At 65.0% G+C, this 14792-nt stretch carries 10 protein-coding genes and 3 rRNA genes; 6 read left to right on the forward strand and 7 right to left on the reverse strand.

What is annotated here, in order from left to right; translation table 11 throughout:
* The first annotated feature begins 129 nt into the window (after positions 1-129).
* Positions 130-987: a hypothetical protein gene (locus SM116_RS14675; protein ID WP_320941711.1), complete on the forward strand. Its 858-nt coding sequence runs from the start codon at positions 130-132 to the stop codon at positions 985-987.
* A gap of 140 nt (positions 988-1127) precedes the next feature.
* On the opposite strand, the gene rrf is transcribed toward SM116_RS14675, so the two are convergent.
* The 5 genes from rrf to fdhD form a co-directional block, all read right to left on the reverse strand.
* Positions 1128-1244 (reverse strand): 5S ribosomal RNA (gene rrf / locus SM116_RS14680).
* Positions 1245-1355: 111 nt separating this feature from the next.
* Positions 1356-4458: ribosomal RNA gene (locus SM116_RS14685) — 23S ribosomal RNA — on the reverse strand.
* Positions 4459-4825: 367 nt separating this feature from the next.
* A 16S ribosomal RNA gene (locus SM116_RS14690) occupies positions 4826-6346 on the reverse strand.
* The 16S, 23S and 5S rRNA genes sit together here, the layout of an rRNA operon.
* A 505-nt stretch (positions 6347-6851) precedes the next feature.
* A complete protein-coding gene (locus SM116_RS14695; RefSeq protein WP_320941712.1) occupies positions 6852-7232 on the reverse strand; it encodes a DUF2255 family protein in 381 nt (126 codons plus the stop codon).
* Positions 7229-8098, reverse strand: coding sequence for a formate dehydrogenase accessory sulfurtransferase FdhD (fdhD, locus tag SM116_RS14700; RefSeq protein ID WP_320941713.1), 870 nt, complete (start codon positions 8096-8098; stop codon positions 7229-7231). Before fdhD ends, SM116_RS14695 begins: the two co-directional genes overlap by 4 nt.
* A gap of 34 nt (positions 8099-8132) precedes the next feature.
* On the opposite strand from fdhD, the gene SM116_RS14705 reads away from it, so the two are divergent.
* From SM116_RS14705 to SM116_RS14715, 3 genes are read left to right on the forward strand one after another with little or no spacing between them, the layout of a single operon-like run.
* Positions 8133-9362: a molybdopterin molybdotransferase MoeA gene (locus tag SM116_RS14705; protein ID WP_320941714.1), complete on the forward strand. Its 1230-nt coding sequence runs from the start codon at positions 8133-8135 to the stop codon at positions 9360-9362.
* Positions 9359-9937, forward strand: coding sequence for a molybdenum cofactor guanylyltransferase (gene mobA / locus SM116_RS14710; RefSeq protein ID WP_320941715.1), 579 nt, complete (start codon positions 9359-9361; stop codon positions 9935-9937). The genes SM116_RS14705 and mobA overlap by 4 nt, the downstream gene beginning before the upstream one ends.
* Positions 9930-10214, forward strand: coding sequence for a DUF6457 domain-containing protein (locus SM116_RS14715; RefSeq protein WP_320941716.1), 285 nt, complete (start codon positions 9930-9932; stop codon positions 10212-10214). Before mobA ends, SM116_RS14715 begins: the two co-directional genes overlap by 8 nt.
* Here the strand turns inward: SM116_RS14715 and SM116_RS14720 are convergent.
* Both SM116_RS14720 and SM116_RS14725 read right to left on the reverse strand, forming a co-directional pair.
* Positions 10205-10684, reverse strand: coding sequence for a MogA/MoaB family molybdenum cofactor biosynthesis protein (locus SM116_RS14720; protein WP_320941717.1), 480 nt, complete (start codon positions 10682-10684; stop codon positions 10205-10207). The genes SM116_RS14715 and SM116_RS14720 overlap by 10 nt on opposite strands.
* A 9-nt stretch (positions 10685-10693) precedes the next feature.
* Positions 10694-13003: an FdhF/YdeP family oxidoreductase gene (locus SM116_RS14725; protein ID WP_320941718.1), complete on the reverse strand. Its 2310-nt coding sequence runs from the start codon at positions 13001-13003 to the stop codon at positions 10694-10696.
* 93 nt (positions 13004-13096) lie between these two features.
* On the opposite strand from SM116_RS14725, the gene SM116_RS14730 reads away from it, so the two are divergent.
* Both SM116_RS14730 and SM116_RS14735 read left to right on the forward strand, forming a co-directional pair.
* Positions 13097-13456 (forward strand): PadR family transcriptional regulator, encoded by a 360-nt coding sequence (locus SM116_RS14730; RefSeq protein WP_320941719.1) that lies wholly within the window; start codon positions 13097-13099, stop codon positions 13454-13456.
* Between the two features lies 1 nt (position 13457).
* A complete protein-coding gene (locus SM116_RS14735; protein WP_320941720.1) occupies positions 13458-14792 on the forward strand; it encodes a permease prefix domain 1-containing protein in 1335 nt (444 codons plus the stop codon).

The following is a 14792-nucleotide window of genomic DNA, read 5'->3' on the forward strand; positions in this document are numbered from 1 at the left end:
AGCCGTGATGTCGTCAGGCAGTTCGGGGGCCGGGATGCGGCGCTCCGAATCCTGCGGCGGGCGGGATGCGCGCTCCGACCGGTCGTCGTAAGACCGGTGGTCGGAACGATCCCCGTACGGCTTGCGGTCATGCTGAGGGCGATCCCCATACGGCTTCCGATCACCCTGCGGGCGATCCCCATACGAACGACGCTCACCCTGCGGGCGATCCCCATACGGCTTCCGATCACCCTGCGGGCGATCCCCATACGGCTTCCGATCACCCTGAGGGCGATCCCCATACGAACGACGCTCACCCTGAGGGCGATCCCCGTACGGCTTCCGATCACCCTGAGGGCGGTCACCATAGGAACGACGCTCACCCTGCGGACGGTCGCCCCACGGCTTGCGATCGTGCTGCGGACGGTCCCCATACGGCTTCCGATCCTGCTGCGGACGGTCCCCATACGAACGACGCTCACCCTGAGGGCGATCCCCGTACGGCTTCCGATCACCCTGAGGGCGGTCACCATAGGAACGACGCTCACCCTGAGGACGGTCGCCGTACGGCTTGCGATCCTGCTGCGGCCGATCCCCATACGGCTTGCGGTCGTGCTGCGGACGATCCCCAAACGGCTTCCGGTCCTGCTGCGGACGGTCCCCATACGAACGACGCTCACCCTGAGGACGGTCGCCGTACGGCTTGCGATCCTGCTGCGGCCGATCCCCGTACGGCTTGCGGTCGTGCTGCGGACGATCCCCGTACGGCTTCCGGTCTTGCTGCGGCCGATCACCATACGAACGACGCTCACCCTGAGGGCGGTCACCATAGGAACGACGCTCACCACGGTCATCAGCGGGACGGCCACGATAGCCGCCGCGGTCCGACGGCTGCCGGTCGTGTCCGCCACGGTCGCTCGACCGGTCAGTTCGATTCGCGGAGTCTCCGCGTACGCGATTCGAGGTGTAGCCCCGGTCGCTGTCCCGCTTGTCGCGCCGGTCGCCTGAATCGGCAGAGGAGTAGCGCGGCTTCCTCGGGCGCTCCGTAGCGTCGCGTCCCTCGTTCTGGTCGGGCATGCCGGCCCCTCTCATCGACTCGTAAAACGAAAAATGGCCACCCATCGATGGGTGGCCATTTCTCGGAAGAAGTCCGGCGGTGTCCTACTCTCCCACAGGGTCTCCCCTGCAGTACCATCGGCGCTGAGAGGCTTAGCTTCCGGGTTCGGAATGTGACCGGGCGTTTCCCTCTCGCTATGGCCGCCGAAACACTATTGATGTTTCAAACAAACACAACAAAAAGATGTGTGTCGTGTTCTCGATTGTGTTCGTACATCGAGAACCACTCAGTGGACGCGAGCATCAAGCTCAAAAAGGGTGTTATCAAGTCATCGGCTTATTAGTACCGGTCAGCTGCACGTGTTGCCACGCTTCCACATCCGGCCTATCAACCCAGTAGTCTGGCTGGGAGCCTCTCACCCGTAGGTATGGAAGTCTCATCTTGAGGCCGGCTTCCCGCTTAGATGCTTTCAGCGGTTATCCATCCCGAACGTAGCTAACCAGCGGTGCTCCTGGCGGAACAACTGGCACACCAGAGGTTCGTCCAACCCGGTCCTCTCGTACTAGGGTCAGATCCTCTCAAACTTCCTACGCGCGCAGCGGATAGGGACCGAACTGTCTCACGACGTTCTAAACCCAGCTCGCGTACCGCTTTAATGGGCGAACAGCCCAACCCTTGGGACCTACTCCAGCCCCAGGATGCGACGAGCCGACATCGAGGTGCCAAACCATGCCGTCGATATGGACTCTTGGGCAAGATCAGCCTGTTATCCCCGAGGTACCTTTTATCCGTTGAGCGACAGCGCTTCCACAAGCCACTGCCGGATCACTAGTCCCGACTTTCGTCCCTGCTCGACCTGTCAGTCTCACAGTCAAGCTCCCTTGTGCACTTACACTCGCCACCTGATTGCCAACCAGGTTGAGGGAACCTTTGGGCGCCTCCGTTACTTTTTGGGAGGCAACCGCCCCAGTTAAACTACCCACCAGGCACTGTCCCTGAACCGGATCACGGTTCTAAGTTAGACATCCAGAGTGACCAGAGTGGTATTTCAACAACGACTCCACATGAACTGGCGTCCACGCTTCAAAGTCTCCCACCTATCCTACACAAGCCACACCGAACACCAATACCAAGCTGTAGTAAAGGTCACGGGGTCTTTCCGTCCTGCTGCGCGTAACGAGCATCTTTACTCGTAATGCAATTTCGCCGAGTTCGCGGTTGAGACAGTTGGGAAGTCGTTACGCCATTCGTGCAGGTCGGAACTTACCCGACAAGGAATTTCGCTACCTTAGGATGGTTATAGTTACCACCGCCGTTTACTGGGGCTTAAATTCGCAGCTTCGCCTTGCGGCTGACCGCTCCTCTTAACCTTCCAGCACCGGGCAGGCGTCAGTCCGTATACATCGTCTTGCGACTTGGCACGGACCTGTGTTTTTAGTAAACAGTCGCTACCCACTAGTCTCTGCGGCCCCCACACGCTTTCGGAGCAAGTCCTAATACGCGGAGGGCCCCCCTTCTCCCGAAGTTACGGGGGCATTTTGCCGAGTTCCTTAACCACGATTCTCTCGATCTCCTTGGTATTCTCTACCTGACCACCTGAGTCGGTTTGGGGTACGGGCGGCTGGAACCTCGCGTCGATGCTTTTCTTGGCAGCATAGGATCACCCACTTTTTATCCGCATCGTGTCTCAGCCTGTATGACTCCCGGATTTGCCTAGGAGTCGGCCTACGCACTTGCACCAGGACAACCATCGCCTGGCTTGGGCTACCTTCCTGCGTCACACCTGTTAATACGCTAACCGCCTCAGCATAGGGTCGTGTGCTAGGCCCAACGCTTCACCCCGAAGGGATCCGTCAAAGGGATTCAGACACTTAGCATTACTGGATTGGTTTGGGCGGTTCTTCGCCGGTACGGGAATATCAACCCGTTGTCCATCGACTACGCCTGTCGGCCTCGCCTTAGGTCCCGACTTACCCAGGGCAGATTAGCTTGACCCTGGAACCCTTGGTCTTTCGGAGGACGTGTTTCTCACACGTCTTTCGCTACTCATGCCTGCATTCTCACTCGTGTGCCGTCCACGGCTGGGTCACCCCGCCGCTTCACCCGGCACACGACGCTCTCCTACCCATCAACACGGCTGGACCACGAAGGCCTACCACTAATGTCAATGCCACAACTTCGGTGGCGTGCTTGAGCCCCGTTACATTGTCGGCGCGGAATCACTTGACCAGTGAGCTATTACGCACTCTTTCAAGGGTGGCTGCTTCTAAGCCAACCTCCTGGTTGTCAGAGCAACTCCACATCCTTTCCCACTTAGCACGCGCTTAGGGACCTTAGTTGGTGGTCTGGGTTGTTTCCCTCTCGACTATGAAGCTTATCCCCCACAGTCTCACTGCTGCGCTCTCACTTACCGGCATTCGGAGTTTGGCTGACGTCAGTAACCTGGTAGGGCCCATCGGCCATCCAGTAGCTCTACCTCCGGCAAGAAACACGCAACGCTGCACCTAAATGCATTTCGGAGAGAACCAGCTATCACGAAGTTTGATTGGCCTTTCACCCCTATCCACAGCTCATCCCCTCAGTTTTCAACCTAAGTGGGTTCGGCCCTCCACGACGTCTTACCGTCGCTTCAGCCTGGCCATGGATAGATCACTTCGCTTCGGGTCTAGGACACGCGACTGAATCGCCCTATTCAGACTCGCTTTCGCTACGGCTCCCCCACACGGGTTAACCTCGCCACGTATCGCTAACTCGCAGGCTCATTCTTCAAAAGGCACGCTGTCACCCCTGCTAAGGAGGCTCCAACGGTTTGTAAGCAAACGGTTTCAGGTACTATTTCACTCCCCTCCCGGGGTACTTTTCACCTTTCCCTCACGGTACTTGTCCGCTATCGGTCATCTGGGAGTATTTAGGCTTATCAGGTGGTCCTGACAGATTCACACGGGATTTCTCGGGCCCCGTGCTACTTGGGATACTCTCCACGCCGTTCACGCATTTCGGCTACGGGGCTGGCACCCACTATGGCCGGCCTTTCAAGACCGTTCGCCTATACGCTCGCGTCACGTCGACCACTCGGCAGAATGATCAAGAAAGTCCCACAACCCCCACCATGCAACTCCTGCCGGATATCACACACAATAGGTTTAGCCTCTTCCGGTTTCGCTCGCCACTACTCACGGAATCACGGTTGTTTTCTCTTCCTGCGGGTACTGAGATGTTTCACTTCCCCGCGTTCCCTCTACCCGCCCTATATATTCAGGCGGGAGTCACCAGGTCGCACAAACGCCTGGCGGGGTTTCCCCATTCGGACATCCTCGGATCAAAGCTCGCTTATCAACTCCCCGAGGCTTATCGCAGATTGCTACGTCCTTCTTCGGCTCCAGATGCCAAGGCATCCACCGTTTGCTCTTAAAGACTTGAAATCACATGAGCTGATCTATCGATCAATAGTGATGACAACCCGAAGGTCGCCATCTTTAAGATGCTCGCGTCCACTGTGTAGTTCTCAAAGTACGAACAGCACCCCACCCCTGACCACAACCCGTGACCAGCCGGCAAGGCCTGCAAAAGGCACCACCCCGACCCGAAAGCCGGCGCCCGGTCCCTCAGGACCCAACAACGTGCACGCGCCCACCCCACCCCCCGAACCCGTTCCTACCACCGAAGCAGCGTACTCAGACCCGAAAGACACAATGAGCGCCCTGTCACATGTTCCACCCATGAGCACCCCGCAGAGACGAACGCTCTGATCGGGGGCCTGGAAGGCCGAAACCTCCAGATGCTCCTTAGAAAGGAGGTGATCCAGCCGCACCTTCCGGTACGGCTACCTTGTTACGACTTAGTCCTAATTACCGATCCCACCTTCGACGGCTCCCTCCACAAGGGTTGGGCCACCGGCTTCAGGTGTTACCGACTTTCATGACTTGACGGGCGGTGTGTACAAGACCCGGGAACGTATTCACCGCAGCGTTGCTGATCTGCGATTACTAGCGACTCCGACTTCATGAGGTCGAGTTGCAGACCTCAATCCGAACTGGGACCGGCTTTTTGGGATTCGCTCCACCTCGCGGTATCGCAGCCCTTTGTACCGGCCATTGTAGCATGCGTGAAGCCCAAGACATAAGGGGCATGATGATTTGACGTCATCCCCACCTTCCTCCGAGTTGACCCCGGCAGTATCCCATGAGTTCCCACCATTACGTGCTGGCAACATAGAACGAGGGTTGCGCTCGTTGCGGGACTTAACCCAACATCTCACGACACGAGCTGACGACAACCATGCACCACCTGTACACCGACCTTGCGGGGCGACCATCTCTGGCCGTTTCCGGTGTATGTCAAGCCTTGGTAAGGTTCTTCGCGTTGCATCGAATTAATCCGCATGCTCCGCCGCTTGTGCGGGTCCCCGTCAATTCCTTTGAGTTTTAGCCTTGCGGCCGTACTCCCCAGGCGGGGAACTTAATGCGTTAGCTGCGTCACGGAATCCGTGGAAAGGACCCCACAACTAGTTCCCAACGTTTACGGGGTGGACTACCAGGGTATCTAAGCCTGTTTGCTCCCCACCCTTTCGCTCCTCAGCGTCAGTTACGGCCCAGAGATCTGCCTTCGCCATCGGTGTTCCTCCTGATATCTGCGCATTCCACCGCTACACCAGGAATTCCAATCTCCCCTACCGCACTCTAGTCTGCCCGTACCCACTGCAGACCCGAAGTTGAGCCTCGGGATTTCACAGCAGACGCGACAAACCGCCTACGAGCTCTTTACGCCCAATAATTCCGGATAACGCTTGCGCCCTACGTATTACCGCGGCTGCTGGCACGTAGTTAGCCGGCGCTTTTTCTGCAGGTACCGTCACTCACGCTTCTTCCCTGCTAAAAGAGGTTTACAACCCGAAGGCCGTCATCCCCCACGCGGCGTTGCTGCATCAGGCTTCCGCCCATTGTGCAATATTCCCCACTGCTGCCTCCCGTAGGAGTCTGGGCCGTGTCTCAGTCCCAGTGTGGCCGGTCACCCTCTCAGGCCGGCTACCCGTCGACGCCTTGGTAAGCCATTACCTCACCAACAAGCTGATAGGCCGCGAGCCCATCCCGAACCGAAAAATCTTTCCAACCACAGACCATGCGGTCATGGCTCATATCCAGTATTAGACACCGTTTCCAGCGCTTATCCCAGAGTCCGGGGCAGGTTGCTCACGTGTTACTCACCCGTTCGCCACTAATCCAGGAAGCAAGCTCCCCTTCATCGTTCGACTTGCATGTGTTAAGCACGCCGCCAGCGTTCATCCTGAGCCAGGATCAAACTCTCCGTAAAAAACGAATGCATACGAACCACCGGGAAAACAGCAGAACGCAGCGAGTTCAACCTGACCAAAAAACGAACATCATTGCTGACATCCATATAAATTGATCCAAAGGAATTCTCAACCAGCATCAAAAAACACTGGACGAGGATAATTTGGCATATGACAAGTGCACGCTGTTGAGTTCTCAAGGATCGGACGCACCCACGCTTCTGACCTCTCAGCCAGGCCCGTAGGGCAACTTCTCAAGCTTACCCCGAGCGAATCACGCTGTCAAAACGCGATCCGAGTTCATCCGCAGTCGCCGAAGCGCCACGAGAACATCGGGGGAAGCACCCATCCTAGCCGGAGGCAACCCGCCACACAAGGCGACGGACGTTCAGATGGGGTTCTGTTCGCTGCTTGAGGGAGCAAGGCCTTCCGGCCCTTCGCTCTACCCTTTGGGGCGAACAACAAGAACATTACGCGACCCCGGCGGCCTCGACAAATCGAGCTCTCCCGCCGGGCGTGTCGCCCTCACGCGGGCACGATGCGGAGGGTCGCCTGAGCCGACAGACCGCCCGCGACGGCGCCCATGATGGCGGGCGGCGACACGGCGTACTTCGAGCGGAAGCCGGCATCCACCACCGTGAACTCGGCAGGTGTCACTGCGAGCTGCTCGAGCAGGACCTCATGCTGGGCCTTGCCCGCGAGGATCGACGCGCGGCCGGTCCCGATCGCGCGCAGGAAGAACGGATCGTTGGCCCCATAGATCGACCGGACGTAGAGCTCGTCGTACACGCGGGCGATCCACACGGGGGCGGGCGCGCTGAGAGTCCCGTCAGGCTCGCGCGCGGACAGGAAGGCCTGCGGCGCGGGCCCCAGTGCGGTCAGTTGGGCGGTCGTCCAGGCGGTCATGCTCGTCCTTCCACGGCGACAGGGGTTGCGGTATCCATCCGCACCCGTTCCATTCCGGCATACACGTTCATGGAGGGCGCCCGAAGGAAGCCGACGAGGGTGAGACCCGCATCCATCGCCAACTCCACCGCGAGGGAGGACGGCGCCGACACGGCGGCGAGGATCGGGATGCCGGCCATCACCGACTTCTGCGCGAGTTCGAAACCGGCGCGACCGGAGACCATGAGGACCGTGCCCCGCAACGGGAGGCGATCCGCCAGCAACGCCCAGCCGACCACCTTGTCGACCGCGTTGTGCCGTCCGACGTCCTCTCTGAGGACGAGGAGCTCCCCCGTCGCAGCGTCGAACAGTCCGGCCGCGTGGAGGCCCCCCGTCTTGTCGAACACATCCTGGTGAGCGCGCAGCACGCCGGGAAGGCTCGCCAGGAGGGATGCATCCACCGTCGTCGCATCCGTCGCCACGTCGTAGGCGGACTCGGTGCGGACAGCGTCGATCGAGGTCTTGCCGCACACGCCGCACGAGCTGGTCGTGTAGACGTTCCGGGCGATGTCGCGCAGCGGGACGTGCACATGCGAGGCGAGCGCGAGGTCGAGCACGTTGTACGTGTTCTGCGCACCGCCGGTGCCCGGCCCGCCGCAGTGGATCGCGGAACGGAACTGGTCGCCGCGCGAGATCACGCCCTCCGACACGAGGAAACCGGCGGCGAGCTCGACATCGTGGCCGGGTGTCCGCATCGTGACCGACAGCGGTTCGCCGCCGACGCGGATCTCGAGGGGCTCCTCGACGGCGAGCGTGTCGACGCGGCGGGTCTCCCCCGCATCCACGGTGATCCGGCGCACCGGGCGCCGCATCGTGAGGCGTCCCATACGCGACAGCCTATGCCCGAACTACCCTGGCGGTATGCCCGCGAGAGCCCAGCGCACCGTCGACGAGCACCGTGCGGAGATCCTCGCCGCGATCCCGGCTCCGGAGGCGGTGACAGTGCCGCTTCGCGATGCCGGCGGCTACACCCTCGCAGCTGCCGCACGCGCCCGCGTCGACGGACCCGCATTCGACAGCTCGGCGATGGACGGGTTCGCCGTGCATGCCGCCGACGCGGCTCTCGCCTCCCGAGAGGCGCCCGCGCGACTGCGCGTCGTCGCCGATCTGCCGGCGGGCAGCGGGTCCGATCCTGCGCTGGGACCGGGTGAGGCGGCGCGCATCATGACCGGGGCTGCGGTTCCGACGGACGCCGACGCGGTCGTCCCGCTCGAGCACACGATCGGCGGCCTCGACCACACCGGCGAGGTCGAGATCGTGCGCAGGCCCGCCCTGGGCGCCAACATCCGCCGCGCGGGCGAGGACGTGCGGGCGGGCGCGGAGATCCTTCCCGCGGGTGTGCGCCTCGGCACGCTGCAGCTCGCCGCACTCGCCTCCGCCGGCGTGACCGAGGTCGAGGTCGCTGCGCGCCCCCGGGTCGCCGTCATCTCCACAGGGTCGGAGCTGGCACCAGCGGGACACGCCCTGACGCGCGGACACATCCCGGAGTCCAACGTCCCGCTTCTGGCCGGACTGGCAGAGCAGGCGGGCGCGATCGTGGTGCACACCGCGACGGTTCCCGACGAGGTGCCGGCGCTCGAGAGGGCCCTCGCCGCCGCCGGATCGGCACGCGCGGATGTCGTCATCACGTCGGGAGGCGTCGGTCCGGGAGCCTACGAGGTCGTGCGCATCGCGCTCGACGGTCCGCTGAGCTTCGTGACCGTGGCGATGCGGCCGGGTCGCCCGCAGGGCTTCGGCCGGCTGCCGAGCGGGCAGCTCGCGTTCGGGCTCCCGGGCACGCCGGTCGGAGCCGCGGTCTCGTTCGAGGTCTTCGTGCGGCCGGCGCTGCTCGCGCTGCAAGGGAGGGCCGAGCTGCAGCGGCCCGTGCTGCGGCTGCCGGCAGCGGTGGGGTGGGACGCACGCTCCGGGTTCCGGAGGTATGTGCCGGTGGCGATCGACCCGAGCGCGGCGTGGGCTGTGCGCCCTGCCGCCTCCGACGGGCACTCCAGCGTCGTGCTCGCGACGACCGACGGGTTCGCCGTCATCCCTCCGGACACCGTCGTGCGTCCCGGCGACCTCGTGGACACCATCCTGCTCGGCGGGCTCTTGTGAGGGCCGCGGCGATCCTCCTCGCGGGCGGACGCGCGACGCGCATGGGCGGAGTCGACAAGCCGCTCGTCGAGGTGCACGGACGATCCCTGCTGCAGAGGGCGGTGGATGCCGTGCACCACTGCTCCCCGATCGTGGTCGTCGGCCCGCCATCGTCGGTCGAGGGCGCGCAGCCGGTGTGGGTGCGCGAGGACCCTCCGTTCGGCGGACCGGCCGCCGCGATCGTCGCCGCGGTCGACCTCGTCGGCGAGAGCGACTGGACCTTCGTGCTCGCCTGCGACCTTCCGTTCGCCGCAGATGCGGTGGCCGCGCTCACGCAGGCGATCGGCACCCTCCCGGCCGGCGTCGACGGCGTGTGCCTGGGCGATGGATCGAGCAGGCCGCAGTGGCTCTCGGGCGTCTACGGAACGCGAGCGCTGCGGGAGGCGGCATCCACCCTCCCCGATCGCGGGCGGGATGCGCCGGTCCGCGCGCTGATCGACGAGCTCGCGATCGCCGTGGTTGCCGCGCCGCACGCTGCGCAGGACATCGACACGTGGGAGGATCTGCGAGAGATCGAGGAGGACCGTCATGAGTGAGAACCACCTGCCCCCTGAGGCGCTCGACGACTGGGCGGCCGCGCTCTGCGAGCAGTTCGCGCTCGCCCCGGAGGACGTGCCGATCTCACTCATCCTCGACCTCGCCGCCGATGTCTCGCGAGGCGTCGCGCGGCCGGCCGCTCCGTTCAGCGCGTATGTCGCCGGGCTCGTCGCCGGGCGCCGCGGCGGCAGCCCCGATGCCGTCCGCGAGGCCGTGGCCGAGATCTCCCGCATGGCGGCCGCCTGGACCGCGAGGCCCCTGCCCGATCAGCCGTGATCGCCGCCGTCGACCTGCGACAGGACATGCGCGGCGACCGAGAGGATGACGGGCATCCCGTCCCGTACGCCCCCGGGCGACCCGGGCAGGTTGACGATCAGCGCCTCCCCCGCCATCCCGGCGAGACCGCGGGTCAGCATCCCCGCAGGCAGGACCTCCGCCCCACGACGGCGCAGCTCCTCGGCGATTCCCGGCACTTCGCGGTCCAGGACGCGACGCGTGCCCTCCGGTGTGCGGTCGCGAGGGCCGACGCCGGTTCCGCCCGTCGTGACGATCAGGCGTGCGCCGGCCGCGAGCGCGGAGCGCAGGGCCGTCTCGACGCTCTCGGCGCCATCGGGGACGACGGATGCGTCGCCGCACGCGAAGCCCGCCTCGCGCAGGGCTGACACTGCCAGCGGGCCGCCGGCATCCACTCGTGTCCCCGCCGCCGAGCGGTCGGACACGGTGATGACGGCCGCGGTGTATCGCACCGGCCCAGCCTAGGCGGCGCGCCGCTCCAGCCGGACGACGACCGACTTGGACGTCGGCGTTCCGCTCACGTCGGCGACGGATTCGAGCGGCACGAGGACGTTCGTCTCGGGGTAGTACGCCGCAGCGTTGCCGCGCGGCGTGTCGTAGGCGACGATCCGGAACTCCTCCGCTCGTCGCTCCTCGGTGGCGCCGTCCGGCGCCTGCCATTCGGACACGAGGTCGACGACCTCACCCTCGGCGAAGCCGAGTGCGCCGATGTCGTGCGCATTGACGAGGACCACGCGGCGGCCGCCGTGGATGCCGCGGTACCGGTCGTCCTTGCCGTAGATCGTGGTGTTGTACTGGTCGTGCGAGCGCAGGGTCTGCAGCAGCAGGCGACCGCGCGGGATCCGCGGGTACTCCAGCGGGTTGACGGTGAACATCGCCTTGCCGGTCGCGGTGGCGAAGGCGCGATCGTCGCGGGGACCGTTCGGCAGCACGAAGGTGCGCCCCTTGTCGATCTTCCCCTCGAAGCCGCCGAACCCCGGGACGACCGCCTCGATGTGCGAGCGGATGCGCGCGTAATCGGTCTCGAGCGCCGTCCAGTCGGCCTGCGGGGCATCCGCGTCGCCGTCGAAGGTCAGTGCGCACAGCCGCGCGAGGATCGCGACCTCGCTGAGCATGTCGTGCGTGGGCGGTGCCAGCCGGCCCCGCGAGGAGTGCACGGCGCTCATCGAGTCCTCGACGGTCACCTTCTGCTCCACGCCGCCGCGGACATCCCGGTCCGTGCGCCCGAGGGTCGGGAGGATGATCGCGCGACGCCCGACGACCACGTGGGAGCGGTTGAGCTTCGTGGAGACCTGGATCGTGAGGTCCGTGGACCGCAGCGCCGCCTCGGTCACGGTGGTGTCCGGCGTCGCGGAGACGAAGTTGCCGCCCATCGCCATGAACACCCGCACCGTGCCGTCGCGCATCGCCTTGATGGCCTCGACCGTGTCGTAGCCGTGGGCGCGGGGCGCGTGGAACGCGAACTCGCGGTCGAGCGCCGCGAGGAAGCTCTCCGACGGCTTCTCGTAGATGCCCATCGTGCGGTCGCCCTGGACGTTCGAGTGCCCGCGCACCGGGCACACCCCCGCGCCCGGTCGGCCGATGTTGCCCTGCAGCAGCAGGACGTTGACCACGTCGCGCAGGGTCGCCACAGCATGCTTGTGCTGCGTGAGGCCCATGGCCCAGCACACGATCGTGGCCGGCGACGTGCGCACCGCCTCGCCGACCCGGCGCAGCGTCTGCAGCGGCAGTCCGGTCGCCGCGACGAACTCCGACCACGGCGCATCCGCCATCGCCTGCCTGTACTCCTCGAAGCCGCTCGTGTGGGCGGCGATGAACTCGTGGTCGAGCACGTCGCCGCGGGTCTGCTCGGCCTCGAGCAGATGCTTGCCGATCGCCTGGAACAGCGCCTGGTCGCCGCCCAGGCGGATCTGCAGGAACTGGTCGGCGATCTTCGTGCCGCCGAGGATCACACCCTTGACCGTCTGGGGGTTCTCGAACCTGACGAGACCGGCCTCGGGCAGCGGGTTCACGGCGATGACCGTCGCGCCACGGCTCTTGGCCTTCTCGAGCGCCGTCAGCATGCGCGGGTGGTTGGTACCCGGGTTCTGTCCGGCGACGATCAGGAGGTCGGCGTTCCAGACGTCCTCGAGCGAGACCGTGCCCTTGCCGATTCCGAGGGTCTGGGTGAGCGCCGAGCCGGATGACTCGTGGCACATGTTGGAGCAGTCGGGGAGGTTGTTCGTGCCGAGCCCGCGCACGAGCAGCTGGTAGAGGAAAGCGGCTTCGTTCGAGGTGCGCCCGGACGTGTAGAAGACGGCCTCGTCGGGCTGGACGGCGCGCAGCGCGTCGGCGATCTCGTGGAGCGCGTCATCCCACGAGATGGGGCGATAGTGCGTCGCGCCCTCGTCGAGGATCATCGGATGCGTCAGCCGACCCTGCTGGCCGAGCCACCAGTCGTCGTGGCCCGCCAGGTCGGCGAGCGAGTGCTCGGCGAAGAACTCCGGGCCGACCCGTCGCACGGTCGCCTCCTCGGCGACAGCCTTCGCGCCGTTCTCGCAGAACTCGGCGATGTGCCGGTGATCGGCCTCGGGCCACGCGCATCCCGGGCAGTCGAAGCCGTCCTTCTGGTTGACCCGCAGGAGCGTCTGCGCGCTGCGCGCGACGCCCATCTGGTCGTAGGCGATCTCGAGCGCGTGCACGACCGCGGGGACGCCGACGGCGACCTTCTTGCGAGAGGAGACCCGGGTCTTCGCCTCGTCGATGTCGGTGGTCGGTGCCTTGCGAGCCATGGCAGAACCTCCTCGTTCAGCTTCCATCGTAGGCGCGCCCCGAGGTCAGCGTTCGTGATACCTTGAGCTGCAAGGTACGTAGAACTGCGAGGTATGCGGATGCACATCGGCAAGGATCTCGTCGCGGCCGCCGCGACGCCCCTCGTGCTGGGGATCCTGACAGAGGGCGAGTCGTACGGCTACGCCATCCTGCAGCGCGTCAACACCCTGTCGAACGGGCAGCTCGAGTGGAGCGACGGGATGCTGTACCCCCTGCTGCACCGTCTCGAGAGGCTCGGCCAGATCGAGGCGGCCTGGGGCTCGTCTCCCACAGGACGCCCGCGCAAGCACTACCGCCTCAGTTCGGCCGGCGTCGCCGCCCTCGCCGAGCACCGTCGCCAGTGGACCGTCGTGAGCGAGGCCCTCTCGCGCGTCTGGGACGACCGCTCGCCCTTCGTCCCGGTAGGAGCCTGACATGGGAGTGGAAGAACGCATCGTCGAGTGGCGCGGGTTCGTCGCGAGACGCGAGGCCATCGGCGCCGACGTCGACGAGCTCGAGGCGCATCTGCGCGACCAGATCGATGTGCTGGTCGCATCCGGTCTCTCCGAGGATGAGGCCTTCCTGATCGCCGTCTCACGCATGGGCAAGCTCGATGAGCTGTCTCAGGAGTTCGCCCGCGAGCACAGCGACCGCCTCTGGAAGCAGCTCGTCGTCGGGAGCGCCGAGCCGATGCGGCGCACGACGGGGCTGTGGCTCGCGCTGGCGTTCGCCGTCGGCGGCGCCGTGCTCGTCAAGGTGCCGTCTCTGCTCGGCATGCCGATGCCGGAGATCACGCGCAATGCGGCGGTGCTGCTGCTGCCGGCGCTCGCCGCCTACTTCCTCGTATGCCGTCGTGCGTCGCCGGCGACGATCATCGCGGTCGCGGTGCCCTTCGCCGCCGCAGCCGTGCTGCTCAACGTCTATCCCTTCGCACCGGGCGGGGTCACGGCGGTGCTCGCGGCCGTCCATGCCGCTGTCGCCCTGTGGATCGTGACCGGCATCGCGTATGCCCGCGGCGAATGGCGCAGCGAGCGCGCCCGGATGGACTTCATCCGCTTCACGGGCGAATGGGTGGTCTATTACGCGCTGATCGCGCTCGGCGGCGGCGTCCTCGTCGCCCTGACGATGGGCGTCTTCTCGGCCGTGGGGGTGGACGCGACCGCCTTCGTGGGGAACTGGCTGATCCCCTGCGGCGCAGCCGGGGCGATCGTGATCGCGGCGTGGCTCGTCGAGGCCAAGCAGGCTGTCATCGAGAACATCGCGCCCGTGCTGACGAAGGTCTTCACGCCGCTGTTCACCCTGCTGCTGCTCGCCCTCATCGTGGCTGCGGTCGTGCAGGCGGTTTCGACGGGCGGATTCGTGGATGCGCAGCGCGAGGTGCTCATCATCTTCGACCTCGTGCTCGTCGTGGTCGTCGGACTGCTCCTGTACGCGCTCTCCGCCCGCGGCGCGGACCTCCGGCCCGGCTGGTTCGACCGGCTGCAAGTGCTGCTGGTGGCGGCCGCGATCATCGTCGACCTGCTCGTGCTCATCGCCATGCTGGGGCGGATCGGAGCGTTCGGCGCGAGCGCGAACAAGATCGCGTCGCTCGGGCTCAACGTGATCCTGCTCGTGAATCTCGCCGGGTCGCTCTGGCTGCAGCTGGGCTTCGTCCGCGGACGCAGCGGGATCGGGCGCCTGGAGCGCTGGCAGACCGGGTTCCTGCCGGTCTACCTCGCGTGGGCGACGATCGTCGTGGTCGTCTTCCCGCCGGTGTTCGGCTTCGCGTAG

Origin of the sequence: Microbacterium rhizosphaerae, from assembly GCF_034120055.1 — a bacterium.
GTDB classification, from domain to species: Bacteria; Actinomycetota; Actinomycetes; order Actinomycetales; family Microbacteriaceae; genus Microbacterium; species Microbacterium rhizosphaerae.

Coding starts and splice junctions, on each gene's coding strand:
- SM116_RS14705 (WP_320941714.1), top strand. CDS start 8,133: ATGCCCGCGAGAGCCCAGCGCACCGTCGACGAGCACCGTGCGGAGATC.
- SM116_RS14695 (WP_320941712.1), bottom strand. CDS start 7,232: ATGACCGCCTGGACGACCGCCCAACTGACCGCACTGGGGCCCGCGCCG.
- SM116_RS14730 (WP_320941719.1), top strand. CDS start 13,097: ATGCGGATGCACATCGGCAAGGATCTCGTCGCGGCCGCCGCGACGCCC.
- SM116_RS14715 (WP_320941716.1), top strand. CDS start 9,930: ATGAGTGAGAACCACCTGCCCCCTGAGGCGCTCGACGACTGGGCGGCC.
- SM116_RS14735 (WP_320941720.1), top strand. CDS start 13,458: ATGGGAGTGGAAGAACGCATCGTCGAGTGGCGCGGGTTCGTCGCGAGA.
- SM116_RS14725 (WP_320941718.1), bottom strand. CDS start 13,003: ATGGCTCGCAAGGCACCGACCACCGACATCGACGAGGCGAAGACCCGG.
- SM116_RS14675 (WP_320941711.1), top strand. CDS start 130: ATGCTGAGGGCGATCCCCATACGGCTTCCGATCACCCTGCGGGCGATC.
- fdhD (WP_320941713.1), bottom strand. CDS start 8,098: ATGGGACGCCTCACGATGCGGCGCCCGGTGCGCCGGATCACCGTGGAT.